15 protein-coding genes are annotated in these 16,277 nt (G+C 62.2%); 10 read left to right on the top strand and 5 right to left on the bottom strand.

The features are described from left to right. The first annotated feature begins 34 nt into the window (after positions 1–34). The 5 genes from BFP89_RS05220 (at position 35) to BFP89_RS05195 (ending at position 5,265) form a co-directional block, all read left to right on the top strand. Positions 35–1,198, top strand: coding sequence for a ribonucleotide-diphosphate reductase subunit beta (locus tag BFP89_RS05220; protein WP_176718027.1), 1,164 nt, complete (start codon positions 35–37; stop codon positions 1,196–1,198). An 88-nt stretch (positions 1,199–1,286) separates the two neighbouring features. Next, complete coding sequence (locus tag BFP89_RS05215; RefSeq protein WP_065884476.1) at positions 1,287–1,775, top strand: DUF1289 domain-containing protein; 489 nt, start codon at positions 1,287–1,289, stop codon at positions 1,773–1,775. Positions 1,776–1,824: 49 nt separating this feature from the next. Further along, a complete protein-coding gene (locus BFP89_RS05210) occupies positions 1,825–2,745 on the top strand; it encodes a class I SAM-dependent methyltransferase (protein WP_065884475.1) in 921 nt (306 codons plus the stop codon). Positions 2,746–2,893: 148 nt separating this feature from the next. Continuing rightward, the gene (pcsA, locus tag BFP89_RS05205; RefSeq protein ID WP_065884474.1) at positions 2,894–3,610 is read left to right on the top strand and encodes a phosphatidylcholine synthase; all 717 of its coding nucleotides are present in this window, start codon (positions 2,894–2,896) and stop codon (positions 3,608–3,610) included. 875 nt (positions 3,611–4,485) lie between these two features. Continuing rightward, positions 4,486–5,265, top strand: coding sequence for a TSUP family transporter (locus tag BFP89_RS05195; RefSeq protein WP_065884472.1), 780 nt, complete (start codon positions 4,486–4,488; stop codon positions 5,263–5,265). On the opposite strand, the gene nudC is transcribed toward BFP89_RS05195, so the two are convergent. Both nudC and BFP89_RS05185 read right to left on the bottom strand, forming a co-directional pair. Beyond that, on the bottom strand, positions 5,233–6,066 hold the full coding sequence (nudC, locus tag BFP89_RS05190; RefSeq protein WP_065884471.1) for an NAD(+) diphosphatase: 834 nt from the start codon (positions 6,064–6,066) through the stop codon (positions 5,233–5,235). The genes BFP89_RS05195 and nudC overlap by 33 nt on opposite strands. Before the next feature lie 5 nt (positions 6,067–6,071). Beyond that, positions 6,072–6,884 carry a crotonase/enoyl-CoA hydratase family protein gene (locus BFP89_RS05185; protein ID WP_065884470.1) on the bottom strand — a complete coding sequence of 271 codons (813 nt, stop codon included), beginning with the start codon at positions 6,882–6,884 and terminating at the stop codon, positions 6,072–6,074. Between the two features lie 161 nt (positions 6,885–7,045). On the opposite strand from BFP89_RS05185, the gene BFP89_RS05180 reads away from it, so the two are divergent. The 3 genes from BFP89_RS05180 (at position 7,046) to BFP89_RS05170 (ending at position 9,370) form a co-directional block, all read left to right on the top strand. After that, positions 7,046–7,600, top strand: a complete 555-nt coding sequence (locus tag BFP89_RS05180; protein WP_065884469.1) for a UPF0149 family protein — start codon at positions 7,046–7,048, stop codon at positions 7,598–7,600. A gap of 91 nt (positions 7,601–7,691) precedes the next feature. Then, on the top strand, positions 7,692–8,948 hold the full coding sequence (locus BFP89_RS05175; RefSeq protein WP_065884468.1) for a 3-phosphoshikimate 1-carboxyvinyltransferase: 1,257 nt from the start codon (positions 7,692–7,694) through the stop codon (positions 8,946–8,948). A 32-nt stretch (positions 8,949–8,980) separates the two neighbouring features. After that, on the top strand, positions 8,981–9,370 hold the full coding sequence (locus BFP89_RS05170) for a hypothetical protein (protein ID WP_065884467.1): 390 nt from the start codon (positions 8,981–8,983) through the stop codon (positions 9,368–9,370). 1 nt (position 9,371) lies between these two features. Here the strand turns inward: BFP89_RS05170 and BFP89_RS05165 are convergent, their stop codons facing one another. Together BFP89_RS05165 and BFP89_RS05160 are read right to left on the bottom strand one after the other, a co-directional pair. Beyond that, the gene (locus BFP89_RS05165) at positions 9,372–9,971 is read right to left on the bottom strand and encodes an NAD(P)H-dependent oxidoreductase (RefSeq protein WP_065884466.1); all 600 of its coding nucleotides are present in this window, start codon (positions 9,969–9,971) and stop codon (positions 9,372–9,374) included. A gap of 537 nt (positions 9,972–10,508) precedes the next feature. Then, the gene (locus BFP89_RS05160) at positions 10,509–11,201 is read right to left on the bottom strand and encodes a GNAT family N-acetyltransferase (protein WP_065884465.1); all 693 of its coding nucleotides are present in this window, start codon (positions 11,199–11,201) and stop codon (positions 10,509–10,511) included. A 176-nt stretch (positions 11,202–11,377) separates the two neighbouring features. On the opposite strand from BFP89_RS05160, the gene BFP89_RS05155 reads away from it, so the two are divergent. Both BFP89_RS05155 and BFP89_RS05150 read left to right on the top strand, forming a co-directional pair. Next, positions 11,378–12,229, top strand: a complete 852-nt coding sequence (locus tag BFP89_RS05155; protein ID WP_065884464.1) for a CAP domain-containing protein — start codon at positions 11,378–11,380, stop codon at positions 12,227–12,229. A 149-nt stretch (positions 12,230–12,378) separates the two neighbouring features. After that, on the top strand, positions 12,379–14,583 hold the full coding sequence (locus tag BFP89_RS05150) for a GAF domain-containing hybrid sensor histidine kinase/response regulator (RefSeq protein ID WP_065884463.1): 2,205 nt from the start codon (positions 12,379–12,381) through the stop codon (positions 14,581–14,583). Here BFP89_RS05150 and BFP89_RS05145 read toward each other — a convergent pair. Further along, the gene (locus BFP89_RS05145) at positions 14,562–15,689 is read right to left on the bottom strand and encodes a GGDEF domain-containing protein (protein ID WP_065884462.1); all 1,128 of its coding nucleotides are present in this window, start codon (positions 15,687–15,689) and stop codon (positions 14,562–14,564) included. The two genes, BFP89_RS05150 and BFP89_RS05145, sit on opposite strands and share 22 nt — an antisense overlap. Positions 15,690–16,277: the final 588 nt, after the last annotated feature.

The raw sequence follows: 16,277 nt of genomic DNA, 5'->3' as shown, positions 1-16,277 counted from the left end.
AGGCGCCAACGCCGGCCACGCCACCGAAGCCAACATGGACCGCCTCGACGGAGCCGGCGCCGCCGCCGCCATCGAAGCCCGCGCCGTCACCGCCAGTGATTCGGCCGCCATCGCACGCGCCAAGGCCGAACTGGACAAACTCGACGTCGCCGAAGGCCTCGCCGAACTCGAAGGCGCCTCCGCCCGCGTCGCCGTCGACGAAAAGCGCATGATCAACTGCCGCGCCGACCTCAACCAGCTCGTGCCCTTCAAGTACGACTGGGCCTGGCAGAAATACCTCGACGGCTGCGCCAACCACTGGATGCCGCAAGAGGTCAACATGACCGCCGACATCGCCCTGTGGAAAAACCCCGAAGGCCTGACCGATGACGAACGTCGCATCGTCATGCGCAACCTCGGTTTCTTCTCCACCGCCGACTCCCTGGTCGCCAACAACCTGGTGCTGGCCGTGTACCGCCTGATCACCAACCCCGAATGCCGCCAGTACATCCTGCGCCAGGCCTTCGAAGAAGCGATCCACACCCACGCCTACCAGTACTGCATCGAATCGTTGGCCATGGATGAAGGCGAGATCTTCAACATGTACCACGAGATCCCATCGGTCGCTAAAAAAGCCGCCTGGGGCCTGAAATACACCCGTTCGATCTCCGATCCGAAGTTCGAAACCGGCACCGTCGACACCGACAAAGAGTTGCTGCGCAACCTGGTCGCCTACTACTGCGTACTGGAAGGCATCTTCTTCTACTGCGGCTTCACCCAGATCCTGTCCATGGGCCGCCGCAACAAAATGACCGGCGTGGCCGAACAGTTCCAGTACATCCTGCGCGATGAGTCGATGCACCTGAACTTCGGGATCGATGTGATCAACCAGATCAAAATCGAAAACCCGCACTTGTGGGATGCCGAGATGAAGGAAGAAGCGACCCAGATGATTCTGCAGGGGACGCAGCTGGAGATTGAATACGCGCGGGATACCATGCCGCGTGGGGTGCTGGGGATGAATGCGGCGATGATGGAGGATTATCTGAAGTTTATTGCTAACCGTCGGTTGTCGCAGATTGGGTTGAAGGAAGAGTATCCAGGGACCACCAATCCGTTCCCGTGGATGAGCGAGATTATGGATTTGAAGAAAGAGAAAAACTTCTTCGAAACCCGTGTGATCGAGTACCAGACTGGCGGTGCGCTGAGCTGGGATTGATTAACAGCACAGCTCCAAAATGTGGAAGGGGGCTTGCTCCCTCCCACATTGGGAACGCGGTGTTCCATAACTTTGCAAATTGCCTTTTATGCCCAATCAAACCATCAAAACGCCCTGCATAGGCCTGTGTTCCACCGTCTACGGTGACCTGGTCTGCCGGGGCTGCAAGCGTTATCACCACGAAGTGATCCAGTGGAACGGCTATAGCGCCGAGGAAAAGCACGCGGTGTGGCTGCGCCTGGAGCAGTTGCTGGTGCAGGTGATGAGCAGCAAGCTGGAAGTCTTCGACCCGCAGCGCCTGCGCCAGCAACTGGAAGATCGCAAGATTCGCTTCATGCCGCAGCAGTCGCCGTATTGCTGGGCGTACCAGCTGATTGCCCGGGGTGCGCGGGTCATGTCGAAACTGGACGCCTATGGTCTGGCGTTGCTGCCGGAGTTTCGCGAGCGTCCCCTCACCGACTTGCGCGATGCGATTGACCGCGAGTTTTTCCTGCTGTCCGAAGCCCATTACGAGCGCTACATTGCCCCGGGTTTTCTGCGCGAAACCTTTGGTCCAGCCCTGATCGCCACGCTCTGACGCACAATTGTGTTTAAAATGCCGCCCGCTCAACGACTGACGCTCACCGATGACCCCAGACGCACTCGCTACCCTGCACGCCCATCTGCTCACTGCCCTGGCCAGCCCGCCCGCTGAAACCCGTCGCCTGTTCCACGGCCGTGGCCGCTGCTGGCCGGGCCTCGAGCAACTGACGGTGGACTGGCTGCAAGGCGTGGTGCTGGTGGCGCTGTTCAAGGAAACCGAGCATCTGCAGGCCTTGAAGCAGCTGTTGTTGCAGATCGACTGGGCCGGTTGCGGCGCCCATACCGTAGCGCTGCAACACCGCTATCTGCCGCAAAGCACCACCGAGTGGCTGGTCGGTGACGCCCTCGACGAGTTGACCATTACCGAAGGCGGCCTGCGCTACCTGATCGACCTGGGTAAAAAGCAGAACAGCGGCCTGTTCCTCGACATGCGCTACGGCCGCAACTGGGTGCGCGAGCAGGCCAGAGGCCAGCGCGTGCTTAACCTGTTTGCCTACACTTGCGGGTTTTCGGTGGCCGCTGTCGAAGGCGGCGCCGAGCATGTGGTGAACCTGGACATGGCCCGTGGCGCCCTGAGCCGTGGCCGTGACAACCATCGCCTCAATGGTCACGACTTGAGCAAGGTGACCTTTCTGGGCCACGACCTGTTCAAGTCCTGGGCCAAGGTCACCCATAGCGGCCCCTATGACCTGGTGATCATCGACCCGCCGTCGTTCCAGAAAGGCAGCTTCCTGCTGACCAAGGACTACCAGCGCGTGCTGCGTCGCCTGCCTGACTTGCTCACGCCCCACGGTACGGTGCTGGCGTGCATGAACGATCCGGCGTTCGGCGAAGACTTCCTGATCGACGGCGTCAGCCGCGAGGCAGCGAGCCTGCGCTTTGTAGAACGCCTGGAAAACCCGCCGGAATTCCCGGATATCGACCCGCAAAGTGGCTTGAAGGCCCTGGTGTTTCGCCAGGGCTGATGCCGAAACTTGCGGCGCTTGCTACGCTAAGCCATACGCCGGGTGGTGAACCTTATCCCCGCCTTCCCGGTCGATACCTGCATTCCCCGGCCAGACTCGACGGCGTTACGCTGTCGGCTGCCCCGTTTGATCCTTTGGAGAACCGCCCGTGATATCGACCCTGCATGTAGCCAGAATCAAAGCCTGGGGCGCCCACGGCTTCACCGCCACGGGCGTGGTACTGGCATTCCTGGCCACCCTGGCGCTGCTGGAAAACTCACCCAAGGCCTGCCTGCTGTGGCTGGGCCTGGCCCTGGTGGTCGATGGCGTCGACGGCTCCCTGGCGCGACGGGTCAACGTCAGCACGGTGTTGCCCAGCTTTGACGGCTCGGTACTGGACCTGGTGATCGATTACCTCACCTACGTGTTCATCCCGGCACTGTTTATCTACCGCTATATCGACCTGCCGGAATTTACCCACCTGTTTGCGGTGTCGGTGATCCTGGTGTCGTCGCTGTTCTGTTTCTGCAACGTGAACATGAAGAGCAAGGACAACTATTTCGTCGGCTTCCCGGCGGCGTGGAATGTGGTGGCCCTGTGCGTGTACATCATCCAGCCGGACGCCTGGGTCACCTTGCTGACCGTGATCGGCCTGGCGCTGCTGACCGTGACGCCGATGAAGTTCCTGCACCCCTTCCGGGTCAAGCGCTTCATGCCGATCAATATCGCGGTGACCACGATCTGGTTGCTGTGCAGCTTCCTGATGGTGGTGGATTATCCGAACACCAACCCGTGGACATTCGGGCTGTGGTCGCTGATGTCGGCGTACTTTCTGGGCATCTGCATCTGGCGCACGGCGCTGGAATGGCTGGGCACCCATAAATAACCCAGCACCCAGGATCAAAATGTGGGAGGGGGCTTGCCCCCGATGGCCATAGGTATCTACACAACTCTGTAGCGCTCAACCGTAACCACGATGCGAAGCGAGTCGCTCTTGATCTGCTTTTGATCTTGATCTCAGGCGCCCCGTTAAACCACGCTGGCCGAACGCAGGCGAGGTGCCGAGTGGTGGGGCAAGAGCGTTTTGCTTACTTTTGCGCTTTTCAAAAGTGAGCCGCTGTAAAAGCGGAACCATTAGCAGCCGTGACCGCAGAAACGGATATGTACTCGGTCCAACCCAACATCCTGGTCGGCCCAGAGGCCGCCATCGGGGGCAAGCCCCCTCCCACATTTGGACCGGAATCGACTCAACATCCTGGTCGGCTCTGAGGCCGCCATCGGGAGCAAGCCCCCTCCCGCATTTTGGCCAGGATCGACAAAAAATCCCGGTCGGCTCCAAGGCCGCCGCGCTTTTGCTTTTGATCTCAGGCGCCCCGTTAAACCACGCTGGCCGAACGCAGGCTTGAATCCGTGGGTAACCCAGCAGGACGCCGGGTTAGCCGCACTGGGCCAGGGATGGCCCATTGCGGCGGCCCACGGATTCAAGCCTGCGTTCGGGCACACCGAGCCCAAGCGAGGTGCCGAGTGGTGGGGCAAGAGCGTTTTGCTTACTTTTGCGCTTTTCAAAAGTGAGCCGCTGTAAAAGCGGAACCATTAGCAGCCGTGACCGCAGAAACGGATATGTACTCGGTCCAATCCAACATCCTGGTCGGCCCTGAGGCCGCCATCGGGGGCAAGCCCCCTCCCACATTTGGTTTTGCGCACATCCGGGGGGTAAGATGGCGGCCTTCCCAGCAGCCCCGCCAACAATAAGCCCTGCCCATGCCCTTCGAACTCAGCGTTGACCTGACCACCCTCGCCATTCTCGCCGTCGTGGCCTTTGTTGCCGGTTTCATCGACGCCATCGCCGGCGGCGGCGGCCTGCTCACCACCCCTGCCCTGCTCACCGCCGGCATGCCACCGCACCTGGTGCTGGGCACCAACAAGCTCAGTTCCACCTTTGGCTCGGCTACCGCCAGCTTTACCTTCTACCGCCGCAAGCTGTTCCACCCGCGCCAATGGGTGCATGCCATCGTCGGTACGTTGATCGGTGCGCTGACCGGCGCCGTGGTCGCGCACTATTTGCCCGCCGAAACCCTGAACAAGATGCTGCCGGTGATCGTGTTCGCCTGCGGCGTGTACCTGCTGTTCGGCGGCACGCCCAAGGCGCCGCTGGACGCCGAGGCACCCATCAAGAAGAAATGGCAGGCCACCCAGGGCTTCGGCCTGGGTTTCTATGACGGCGTGGCCGGGCCCGGCACCGGCGCGTTCTGGACCGTGAGCACGATGCTGCTGCACCCGATCGACCTGGTGAAGGCCAGCGGCGTGGCGCGCAGCATGAACTTCGTCAGCAACGCGGCGGCACTGACGGTGTTTATCATCAACGGTTCGGTGGACTGGATCGTCGGCCTGGCGATGGGCATCTCGGTGATGGGCGGCGCATTCTTTGGCGCTCGCAGCGCCATCAGCGGCGGCGCCAAGTTCATTCGCCCGGTGTTCATCACCGTGGTGCTCGGCCTGACCGTGCGCCTAGCCTGGCAGCACTGGTTCAGCGTGGCCTAGGCGGCGCGCCACATAGAGGTCGATCAGGTAGCGCGCAATCGAGCGTGACGCCGGCAACGGCGGCAGGTCGTGGATATTGAACCACTGCGCATCTTCGATTTCGTCGGCCTGGGGCACGATGTCGCCACCGGCATACTCGGCATGAAAGCCCAGCATCATCGAATGCGGGAACGGCCAGCACTGGCTGCCCATGTACTGCAGGTTCTTCACCTCGACCTGCACTTCCTCGCGCACCTCACGGATCAGGCAGTCTTCAGCCGACTCACCCGGCTCGGCGAAGCCGGCCAGGGTGCTGTAGACCCCGGTGACAAAGCGTGGCGAGCGCGCCAGCAGGATTTCATCGCCACGGGTCACCAGCACGATCATGCTCGGCGAAATCCGTGGATAGCTGCGCAGGTCGCAGGCCTGGCAGTACATCGCCCGCTCCCGTGGCACCTGGACCATGGCCTGGCCGCAACTGCCGCAGAAGCGGTGCTCGCGCGCCCAGGTACCGATCTGTGCGGCATAACCCAGCACTTTGTACAGGGTGTGATCGCCTTGCAGCATAAAACCGCGCAGGCCTTGCCAGCTGCAGCCCGGCACCTGGGCAGCAGCGTTGATTTCCAGCAGGTACACCGGCTCGCCATCAAGATGCCCGATGCCGTGTTCGGCAAAGACCGACAGGTCCTGGCGCTTGAGCCATTCGCGGGGGAACAGCGGCCCGTTGGCATCGTGCAAAAAGCCGTCGCGGCTGCGGGCCACGGCCCAGCCGCCGGCGGCGTCGTTGTCCAGCAGCGTTGTGGTAATCCAGCCTGGGGTCATATCAATCAATCCACGAATTCGGGTGTCTGTTTGCTCATATGGGCCGCGATGGCCACGCGCAGGTCGTTGGATTGCAACATAGCCGAGTTCCAGGTGGCAACGTATTCCAGGCCGTCATTGATGCTGTGGTCGCGCATATAGCTGATCATCGCTTTGGTGCCAGTGACGGCAATGGGCGACTTGGCGGCGATTTCATGGGCGATGGCCATGACGCCCGCCAACAGGCTGGTCGAGTCGGCATACACACGATTGACCAGGCCGATGCTGCGCGCTTCTTCGGCGCCGAACTGACGACCGGTGTAGGCCAGTTCGCGCAACATGCCGTCGCCGACGATGCGCGGCAGGCGTTGCAAGGTGCCGACGTCGGCGGCCATGCCGATGTCGACTTCCTTGATCGAGAACAGCGCGTCCTCGGCGGCGTAGCGCATGTCGCAGGCGCTGATCAGGTCGATGGCGCCGCCGATGCAATAGCCGTGGATCGCTGCCAGCACCGGCTTGCGGCAGTTGTCGACCGCATTGAACGAGGCTTGCAGTTCGAGGATCTTGCGCCGCAGCACGCGCGCGTTACGGCCTACATCCTTGCCGAGCTCGTTGGCTACCGAAGCGAGCATCATCAGGTCGATGCCGGAGGAAAAGTGCTTGCCGGCACCGCTGAGCACCACCGCGCGCACGGCATCGGTGTCTTCGATCCATTGGAAGATATCGATGATTTCGCTCCAGAACGCCGCGTTCATCGCGTTGATTTTTTCCGGGCGGTTGATCTGCACATGGGTAACGTTGCCGTTGAGTTCGACGACGAAAGCTTGGTATTCGGACATGGCAGTGATCCCTGACTGGCGAGTGATAAGGCCTGAACTATAACAAGGCCAGGCAACGGCGCATCGGCCAAAAGCGGGACTGGCAAAAAACCTTGCCAGGCGCCATCCTTGGCGCTTTAAGCCGCCCCACTGCGGCGTTCGACGTTTGAAGGATATGCCCCATGCACGCCCAGCCCCTCACCCCCGCCGATTTCGACCTGATCGAAGAGACCCTGCTCAAATACGGCGACGACCATTCGGTGCTGAACCTGGCTGAACTCGACGGTTATTTCACGGCCTTGGTCTCCAGCCCGACGCAGGTGGAGATCGCCGAGTGGTTCCCGGCAATCTGGGGCGGGCAGCACCCGGACTGGGAAAGCCCCGCAGAGGCCGGGCAGTTCCTGGACCTGTGTGTACGCCACTTCAACACGCTGGCGGCGCAACTGGCCGGCGATTCCACGGCATTCAAGGCCCTGTTCGATGAAAAAGAGCACCACGGCCAGTCTGTGACCCTTGCGGAAGAATGGTGCTTTGGCTACATCCGTGGCGCCGCCATCGGCGACTGGCCAGCGCTGCCCGCCGAACTGGCCGTTCAGTTCGAAAAAATCTCCTGGTGCGCCGAGCAGGATAACTTCGAGTTGCCGGCGGACCTGGATGTGCAGGCTCATCAGCAACAGGTCGGCGAAATCGAACCGGCCGCCCGAGCGCTGCACGATTACTGGCTGAGCCAGCGCTAAATCTCGACAAGCACCGCACCTTTGGCCGATTATTCGGGTCCGCCCCGTCGGCCACTCCATGCCACCTCGCCTTGATCAGGAGCCTTGTCCCTTGAGTTCGCAGAAAACCGTGACCGTTACACCGCCCAACTTTCCTCTCAATGGCAAGGTCGCGCCCCCCGGCTCCAAATCCATTACCAACCGCGCCCTGTTGCTGGCGGCCCTGGCCAACGGCACCAGCCGCTTGAGCGGCGCCCTGAAGAGCGACGACACCCGCCACATGTCTGTAGCCCTGCGGCAGATGGGCGTGACCATCGATGAGCCGGACGACACCACCTTCGTGGTTACCGGCCAGGGCAGACTGCAATGGCCGGCGCAGCCGCTGTTCCTCGGCAATGCCGGCACCGCCATGCGCTTTCTCACCGCCGCTGTCGCCACCGTGGAAGGCACCGTGGTACTGGACGGCGACGACTACATGCAAAAGCGCCCGATCGGGCCACTGCTCGCCACCCTCGGCCAGAACGGCATCCGGGTCGACAGCCCGACCGGCTGCCCACCGGTGACCGTGCATGGCGTGGGCAAGGTCCAGGCCAAGCGCTTCGAGATCGATGGCGGGTTGTCCAGCCAGTATGTGTCGGCGCTGCTGATGCTCGCAGCCTGCGGCGAAGCGCCGATCGAAGTCGCATTGACCGGCAAGGACATCGGCGCCCGTGGCTATGTGGACCTGACCCTCGATTGCATGCGTGCCTTCGGCGCCCAGGTTGAAGCCGTCGACGACAGCACCTGGCGCGTGGCCGCGACCGGCTACACCGCCCACGATTACTTGATCGAGCCCGACGCCTCCGCAGCCACCTACTTGTGGGCTGCCGAAGTGCTGACCGGCGGCCGTATCGACATCGGCGTCGCCGCCGAGGATTTCACCCAGCCGGACGCCAAGGCCCAGGCGGTGATCGCCCAGTTCCCGAACATGCCGGCCACGGTGGTGGGCTCGCAGATGCAGGACGCCATCCCGACCCTGGCGGTGCTCGCCGCCTTCAACAACACCCCGGTGCGCTTCACTGAACTGGCCAACCTGCGCGTCAAGGAATGTGACCGCGTGCAGGCGCTGCATGACGGCCTCAACGCAATCCGTGCGGGCCTGGCGACCATCGAGGGCGACGACTTGCTGGTGGCCGCCGACCCGGCCCTGGCCGGTACATCGTGCAACGCATCGATCGACACCCATGCCGACCACCGCATCGCCATGTGCTTTGCCCTGGCCGGGCTGAAAGTCTCGGGCATCCGGATCCAGGACCCGGACTGCGTGGCCAAGACCTATCCTGGGTACTGGAAGGCCCTGGGCAGCCTCGGCGTGACGCTCAGCTACTAAGGCCACCACGCAGGTTACGGGAGGGCACGCACATGACCATTCGCCAACCCTGCCCGCCCGGCGCCTGCGTCTGCGAGCGCGAACGCTTGCTGGAGGCGCCCGGCGCCGACCTGCGCATTCTCAACCTGACACGCCAGGAAGAAAAACGCCTGCTCGCGCGCCTGGAAAACCTCAAGAGCCTGCAAGACCTGGAGCATATGCAGCAGCGTATGTACGAGCAGTTGGGCATCCGCCTGCATATCGCGCCGGGCCATACCGAGGTCAAGAGCATGCGCGGGATCCAGATCGTCATCGACGAACTGCCCGGCCTGTGTCGCAAGACCCGGCAATCGATCCCGGCAGCGATTCGTCGCGGCATGGAGAAGCAGCCCGAGATTGCCTACCGCTTGCTCGACGCCCACGACCTGTTTCGCGACGTTTGAATCACCCGGCGACGGTCTCACGCTCAAACAGCCCCTGCCCGACCATCCTGGCCCTGTGCAAATGCGCCTGGGCACTGTCGGTTTCCGAGTCCAGCAGCAGCTCCGAGGTCAGCACCTGCGCGCCGCAATAGTCAAAGATCCCGTAATCAATCTGCGTGCGCATGGCCTTGGCATAACCGTGCCGGTCAAAGGCGCTTGCATCCGCAGCGCCCAAGGCGAGCAGATGCACCTGCAAGTGCCGCAGTTTCTTGGTCATGGGGATGTCCGGGCCGTACTCGATCGCCCAGCCGTTGACGAAGACACGGTCGATCCAGCCCTTGAGCAACGCCGGCATGGACCACCAGTAGATCGGGAACGCCAGCACCAACGCGTCGGCGCGGTCGATGCGTGCCTGTTCGGCCCGCACATCCGCTGGCGGCATTGCCCCGCTGCGGTGTACCTGGTGGTCAGCGGCGGTGTAGCGAGGGTCGAAGCCTTCAGCCGCGAGGTCGGCGATTTCAAAGGTGTGGCCGCAAGCGCTCAAACCCGCGCCGACCTGCTCGGCCACGCTGCGGGTGAGGGATTGCGGGTCGTGATGGGCAACAACGATCAGTGCGTGCATGGCATGGCGTCCTTTTGGGCTTAATCTACCTTTAGTAAGTTACCATCCTTAAGTTACTTTTGGTAGATAGCAAACACAGCAGGATGAGGTCTGTCTGGTAAAACAAACCAACTGTGGGAGGGGGCTTGCCCCCGATGGCGGCCTCTGGGCTGTCCGGGATGTTGGATTGGAACGAGTACATATCCGTTTCTGCGGTAACGGCTGATATAGGTTCCGCTTTTACAGCGGCTCACTTTTGAAAAGCGCAAAAGTAAGCAAAACGCTCTTGCCCCACCACTCGGCACCTCGCTTAGGCTCGGTGTGCCCTCTCTCCGGCTTGAATCCGTGGGCCGCGGATTCAAGCCTGCGTTCGGCCAGCGTGGTTTAACGGGGCGCCTGAAATCAAAAGCAGATCAAGATCAAGAGCGACTCGCTTCGCATCGTGGTTACGGTTGGGCGCTACAGAGTTGTGTAGATGCCTATGCCCCGATAGCAGAGTGTCAGTCTCAGCCTATTTGACTGACACACCGCCATCGGGGGCAAGCCCCCTCCCACAGTTTAATCTTCAGTGTTCGAACCTCTTGCCAAACGCTCGCTCACAAACACCCGCACCTTGCGCGTCAGTTGATCCAAATGCCGATCACGCTGCTTTTCCGCATCAACCATGGCGCGCTTACCGTGCTTCTGCAGCAGGTAGGTATGGATCTGCCGCACTTCCAGCGAGCTGTAGATGGCAGCCACGTCCAGCACCCCCATCAGCCCATCGGTGCCGTAGTCCCGCGTGTTCATCAGCACTTGCGTGCCGCGCGCGCCGCGCACCTTGAAGCCCATGGTTTCGAAGGCCGGGACCTTCTCGACCGAACAGGCCAGTTCCGCATGGGGATAGCGCGCCAACACGTCATCGAGCATGGCCCGGGCCACACCCTGGCGCCTGGAACCGGCGTGCACGGCCATAAAAGCCACGCCACAGGCTTGAGGGTCGTCCTTCACCGGCAGGTACAGGCAGAAGCCGACGACACTCTCGTCCCGCATCGCCACGACCAGCTCAACGCTGATGCCCTTCGAGCCGTCCAGCGCCTCGAGATACAGGTGCACCTCAAAACCGATGGCGTACTGGTAGATGTTATAGAGCAGGTTACTGGGCGCCAGGGCCACGCTGCTGATGTCGGTGAGGTTGTCGACCACCATCTGCAGGATCTGGCTGTTGACCGGTTCGGGACAGGGCGTGGTGTAACGGGTAAGGCTGAACATGCAAATTCCTGGGGTTTCACGTCGAGGCAGCGGCAATTGTACCTGTTGCGCGCCGTGTCGCCGGAGTGCTCGACAGCGGCCACTCAACAATTGAGTGAAAAAAGTTCGGACCAACGGGTGCATGCATGCCCCTGGATCGCGCATCATGGGCACTTTCAAGCTCAAGGGTAACGTCCATGCGCGTTCTGTCATTGATGATGGGTCTTACGACGCTGGCCGCCAGTACGGTGTTCTGCGCCAGCGCGATGGCGAATGAAGAAAGTCAGTTGGTGCAACAGATCAACCAGTACCGCAGCCAGGTGCAGCGCTGCAACGACCAGGGTTCCCAGGAGTTGCCGCCGCTGGCCAGTGATACACGGCTGGTGCTGCCGGCCTCCAATGTCGGCGATTTGCAGCAATCGCTGGCGCGGGCCGCGTACCCGATGGTCAACGTGCAGGCCATCAGCCTGTCCGGGCCCAAGGACGCCGAGGCCGCCATGAAAGCGGTGCGTGAGAGCTTCTGTCGCGTGGTGCTCGACCCGCAATTCGTCGATATCGGCGTGAGCAACAACGGCCAGGACTGGCGCATCGTACTGGCGCGCCCGCTGCTCACCAGTGGCCTGGGCGACTGGCAGACCGAAGGCCGCAAGCTGCTCGACCTGATCAACGCCGCCCGCGCCCAGCCGCGCGAGTGCGGCACCCAGGCGTTCACGGCGACCACGCCGCTGTCGTGGAACGACGACCTGGCCAACGCCGCCAACAGCCATACGCGCAACATGGCCAACGGCAACTTTTTCGATCACCTCGACCACGATGGTCGTACCCCCGGCGACCGCGCCGAGCTGGCCGGCTATGTCGGGAAAAATATCGGCGAAAACATCGCCGCCGGCCTCGATACGCCGCGCAAGGTAATCGACGGTTGGCTCGCCAGCCCCGGCCATTGCGCCAACCTGATGAACCCGCAATTTCGCGATTTGGGCGCGGCCTACGCGATGGACCCGAAAAGCGATGCAGGCATCTATTGGACGGGGCTGTTCGGCACACAATAAAGCCTGTGGCCGAGCCCCCAAATGCGCAATAAAATCAAAGTGCTATCCAGCAGTCCAACGTGCTGAACTGATTGCGGTCATACCGGTCTGTAGCTAGGCAGTCTGACCTCTTAAAGGCTTAACTACGGGTAGCGAAAGGTGTGAACCCAATGATGAATTGGCTGCAAGGCAGCAGCGAAATGGCAGAGCGGGTTCGTCGGCATGATTGGACCCATTCGCCCCTGGGGCCGCTTGAACACTGGCCGGACGTGTTGAAGACCACCGTTGCGCTGTGCTTCGCCTCCAGCTTCCCCCAGGCCATCGTCTGGGGGCCGCAGTTGATCACCCTCTACAACGACGCCTTCGTGCCGATCCTGGGTAACAAGCCTGATGCCCTGGGCCGCCCGTTCAGCGACGTGTGGCACGAAGTCTGGGATGACATCAGCCCTATCGCCGACACCGCGTTCGCCGGTCAGGCCACCTACATCGAAAACTTTCCGCTGTTGATCCAGCGTGGCGAGGCCCCTGAACAAGCGTATTTCACCTTTTGCTACAGCCCGATTCGCGACGCTCAAGGCCGGGTGGTCGGGTTGCTCGATACCGTCACGGAAACCACCGCCACGGTGTTTCTTGCACGGCGCCTGGCGGTGCTGGACGCCATCGGCAGCAGCGTCGCCACTGCAACCGATGCTGAAGCCATCATGAACTCGACTACCCGCTTGTTGGCCAAACACCTGCAGGTGTCGATTTGTGCCTACGCCGATGTGGAAGACGATCAGGACAGCTTTACCATTCGCGGCGATTGGTCGGCGCAAGGTTCGCCGAGCATCGTCGGCCGTTACAGCCTGGCCGCCTTCGGTGAACGCGCGATGACCTGCCTGCGGGCCGGCGAGCCCCTGGTGATCCGCAATAACGTGCTTGAATTGCCGGCCCATGACGCCGCGAATTTCCAGGCGCTCGGCGTGACGGCGACCCTCTGCATGCCCCTGATCAAGGACGGCCGCCTCACCGCATTGATGGCAGTGCACGACAAACAGCCCCGCTACTGGTCCTCCTATGACCTGGCGCTCCTGGGCGAAGTCACCGAACGTTCCTGGGCGCATATCGAACGCGTACGCGCCGATGCCGCGGTGCGTGCGGGACTGGCGGCCTATGCCGAACTCAATGCGACCCTCGAGCAGCGCGTGGAAGAACGCACCCGCGCCCTCGCCCAGGCCGAAGCCGCGCTGCGCCAGTCACAAAAGCTTGAGGCCATCGGCCAGCTTACCGGCGGCGTCGCCCATGACTTCAACAACCTGCTGACGATCATCCGCTCCTCCGTGGATTTCCTGCGCCAGCCGGGGCTGTCGGAAGAACGCCGGCAACGCTACATGTGGGCGGTGTCCGATACCGTCGAACGCGCCAGCAAGCTCACCAGCCAACTGCTCGCCTTTGCCCGTCGCCAGCCGCTGAACCCGCAGGTATTCGATGTCAGCCAACGGGTGCGCAACATCGGCGAGATGCTCGAAAGCGTTACCGGCGCACGCATTCATGTGCAGGTGCAATTGCCCGATCAGCCCTGCTATGCGCGCATCGATCCGAGCCAGTTCGAAACCGCCTTGATCAATATTGCCCTCAATGCCCGCGATGCGATGAACGGCCAGGGCACCCTGACCATCAAGGTCGTCGGGCAGCAGCCACTGCCGCGTATTCGCGGTGACGCCGGGTCGCGCCTGCCTCACCTGTGCATTTCCCTGGCCGACACCGGCAGCGGTATTTCCAGCGAGACTTTCGAACGCATTTTCGAACCGTTTTTTACCACCAAGGCCGTGGGCAAGGGCACCGGGCTGGGTTTGTCGCAAGTCTTCGGCTTTGCCAAGCAATCGGGCGGCAATATCGATGTGGCCAGTACCTTCGGGCTGGGTACGGTGTTCACCCTGTACCTGCCCCAGGTGGAGGGCGAAGTCGCACCACCGCAGGCCGAGCATCCAGCGCTGCTACCGCCGCAGGACGTTACCCAATGGCATGTGCTGATCGTCGAAGACAACCTTGAGGTAGGACGTTTCGCCTGCCAGATCCTCAAGGACCTGGGTTACCAGACCACCTGGGCGACCAATGCCGAACAGGCGCTGGCACTTGCCGGCAAAGACGCGGAAGCCTTCGACGCGATTTTTTCGGATGTGGTGATGCCGGGGATGACCGGTGTCGCCATGGCCAGGCTGCTGCGTCAGCGCCGTGCGGACCTGCCGGTGGTGCTCGTGTCGGGCTACAGCGAAGAACTGGCGGACAATGGGTATGAGGGCTTTGAGTTCCTCGCCAAACCCTACTCCGCCGAACAGGTCGCGCGGGCGTTAGCCAGGGCCATGGCCAAGGATCAGCCCGCCACTGCGACCTGATTGCGACCCAGCGCCTTGGCCCGGTACAGCGCCTTGTCGGCGCTGTCCATCAAGCCATTCAGGTCCAGCGGCTCGGCGTGGGTCGATGCAAGCCCCAGGCTGGCACTCAGCCCCTGCACCGGGTCGGCGCGCAGGTCGCCAATCGCCTGGACCAGTTGCTCTGCAATGCTGCGCGCGGTCTCCAGAGACGTGTTGGGCAGCAATATTGCGAATTCTTCGCCCCCCAGGCGACCGGACACATCGACCTGGCGAAACGAGGCACTGATCACGCCGCCAATCTGGCGCAATACCTGATCGCCGGTCTGATGACCGTAGGTGTCATTGATGCTTTTGAAGTGATCCATGTCCAACATCAGCGCGCACAACGGCTGCTGCTCGCGATGGCACTGGGCGTACAGCGCCTGGGCACGCTCGTAGAAGGCACGACGGTTCATCAACCCGGTCAGTTCATCGGTCTGGGCGGCGTGAGTTGAAAGGGTGTGCGCACGTTCCATCTGGCGAGTCAGGCGAAAGGCTTTTTCCAGGGCATCGGAGAGCTTGCGCGTGGCGCCCACTACAAAGGAGGAAAACACCAACACCGCCAGCGCCACGCCCATCTGCATCGGCGCCGGCTGGAACAAAAGCCACAGGGTACACGGCAACAGCACCAGGCCCATGGACCCCAGCGACATGGAGCGATAAGCCGAATAGCACGACACCGCGCTGACCGACATGCCCACGGTAAACAGCATCACCAGCACCTGGGACAGGCGGTCATCGACGGGCATCACCGCCAGCGCCCCGCCGCCCCAGATCCCCGCCGACAGCATCAGTGTCAGCCAGTAACGACGCTCCCAGCGCGCGGGCGTGCGTTCGCTGTTGGGACAGCGGAACCATTCAAGGAACAGCTGCAGGCGCACCAGTGAGGAACCCGCCAGCAGTACCAGCCAGACCACCATGACCTGGTGATCGAAACGCTCCCAGCACAGCCAGCAGAGCATGATGGCGGCCAGGCAGGCGCCAAAGATGGCCGAGAACGACTGGCGAAACAGCTGATGCAAACGGTCGGTTCGCACCTGTTCTTCGATGACGTGGTCCGGGTCTTGCCCATGCCCAAGGCTATGCATGCGATTCGCCTGTTTGGCTGCTCCGACAGAGGCGCCATTGTGGCACCCTGCCAGTAGCCCGGACAACAGGATCCTGCGTGCTAGAGCGTTTAACCCTTCTGAGCAGATGCACTGCAATCCAAATGTGGGAGGGGGCTTGCCCCCGATGGCGGCCTCTGGGCCGACCAGGGTGTTGGATCAGATCGAGTCCATATCCGTTTCTGCGGTAACGGCTGCTATGGGTTCCGCTTTTACAGCGGCTCACTTTTGAAAAGCGCAAAAGTAAGCAAAACGCTCTTGCCCCACCACTCGGCACCTCGCCCAGGCTCGGTGTGCCCGAACGAAGGCTTGAATCCGTGGGCCGCCGCAATGGGCCATCCATGGCCCAGTGCGGCTAACCCGGCGTCCTGCCGGGTTGCCCACGGATTCAAGCCTCCGTTCGGCCAGCGTGGTTTAACGGGGCGCCTGAGATCAAGATCAAAAGCGCGGCGGCCTTAGAGCCGACCGGTATTTTATGTCGGCCCCGGTCCAAATGTGGGAGGGGGCTTGCCCCCGATGGCGGCCTCTGGGCCGCCGCGATGGGTCATCCCTTGCCCAGTGCGGCTAACC

The sequence above is a fragment of the Pseudomonas sp. 31 R 17 genome (genome assembly GCF_900004915.1).
Lineage (GTDB): Bacteria > Pseudomonadota > Gammaproteobacteria > Pseudomonadales > Pseudomonadaceae > Aquipseudomonas > Aquipseudomonas orientalis_A.
This window is presented reverse-complemented; position numbering and strand designations above follow the sequence as displayed.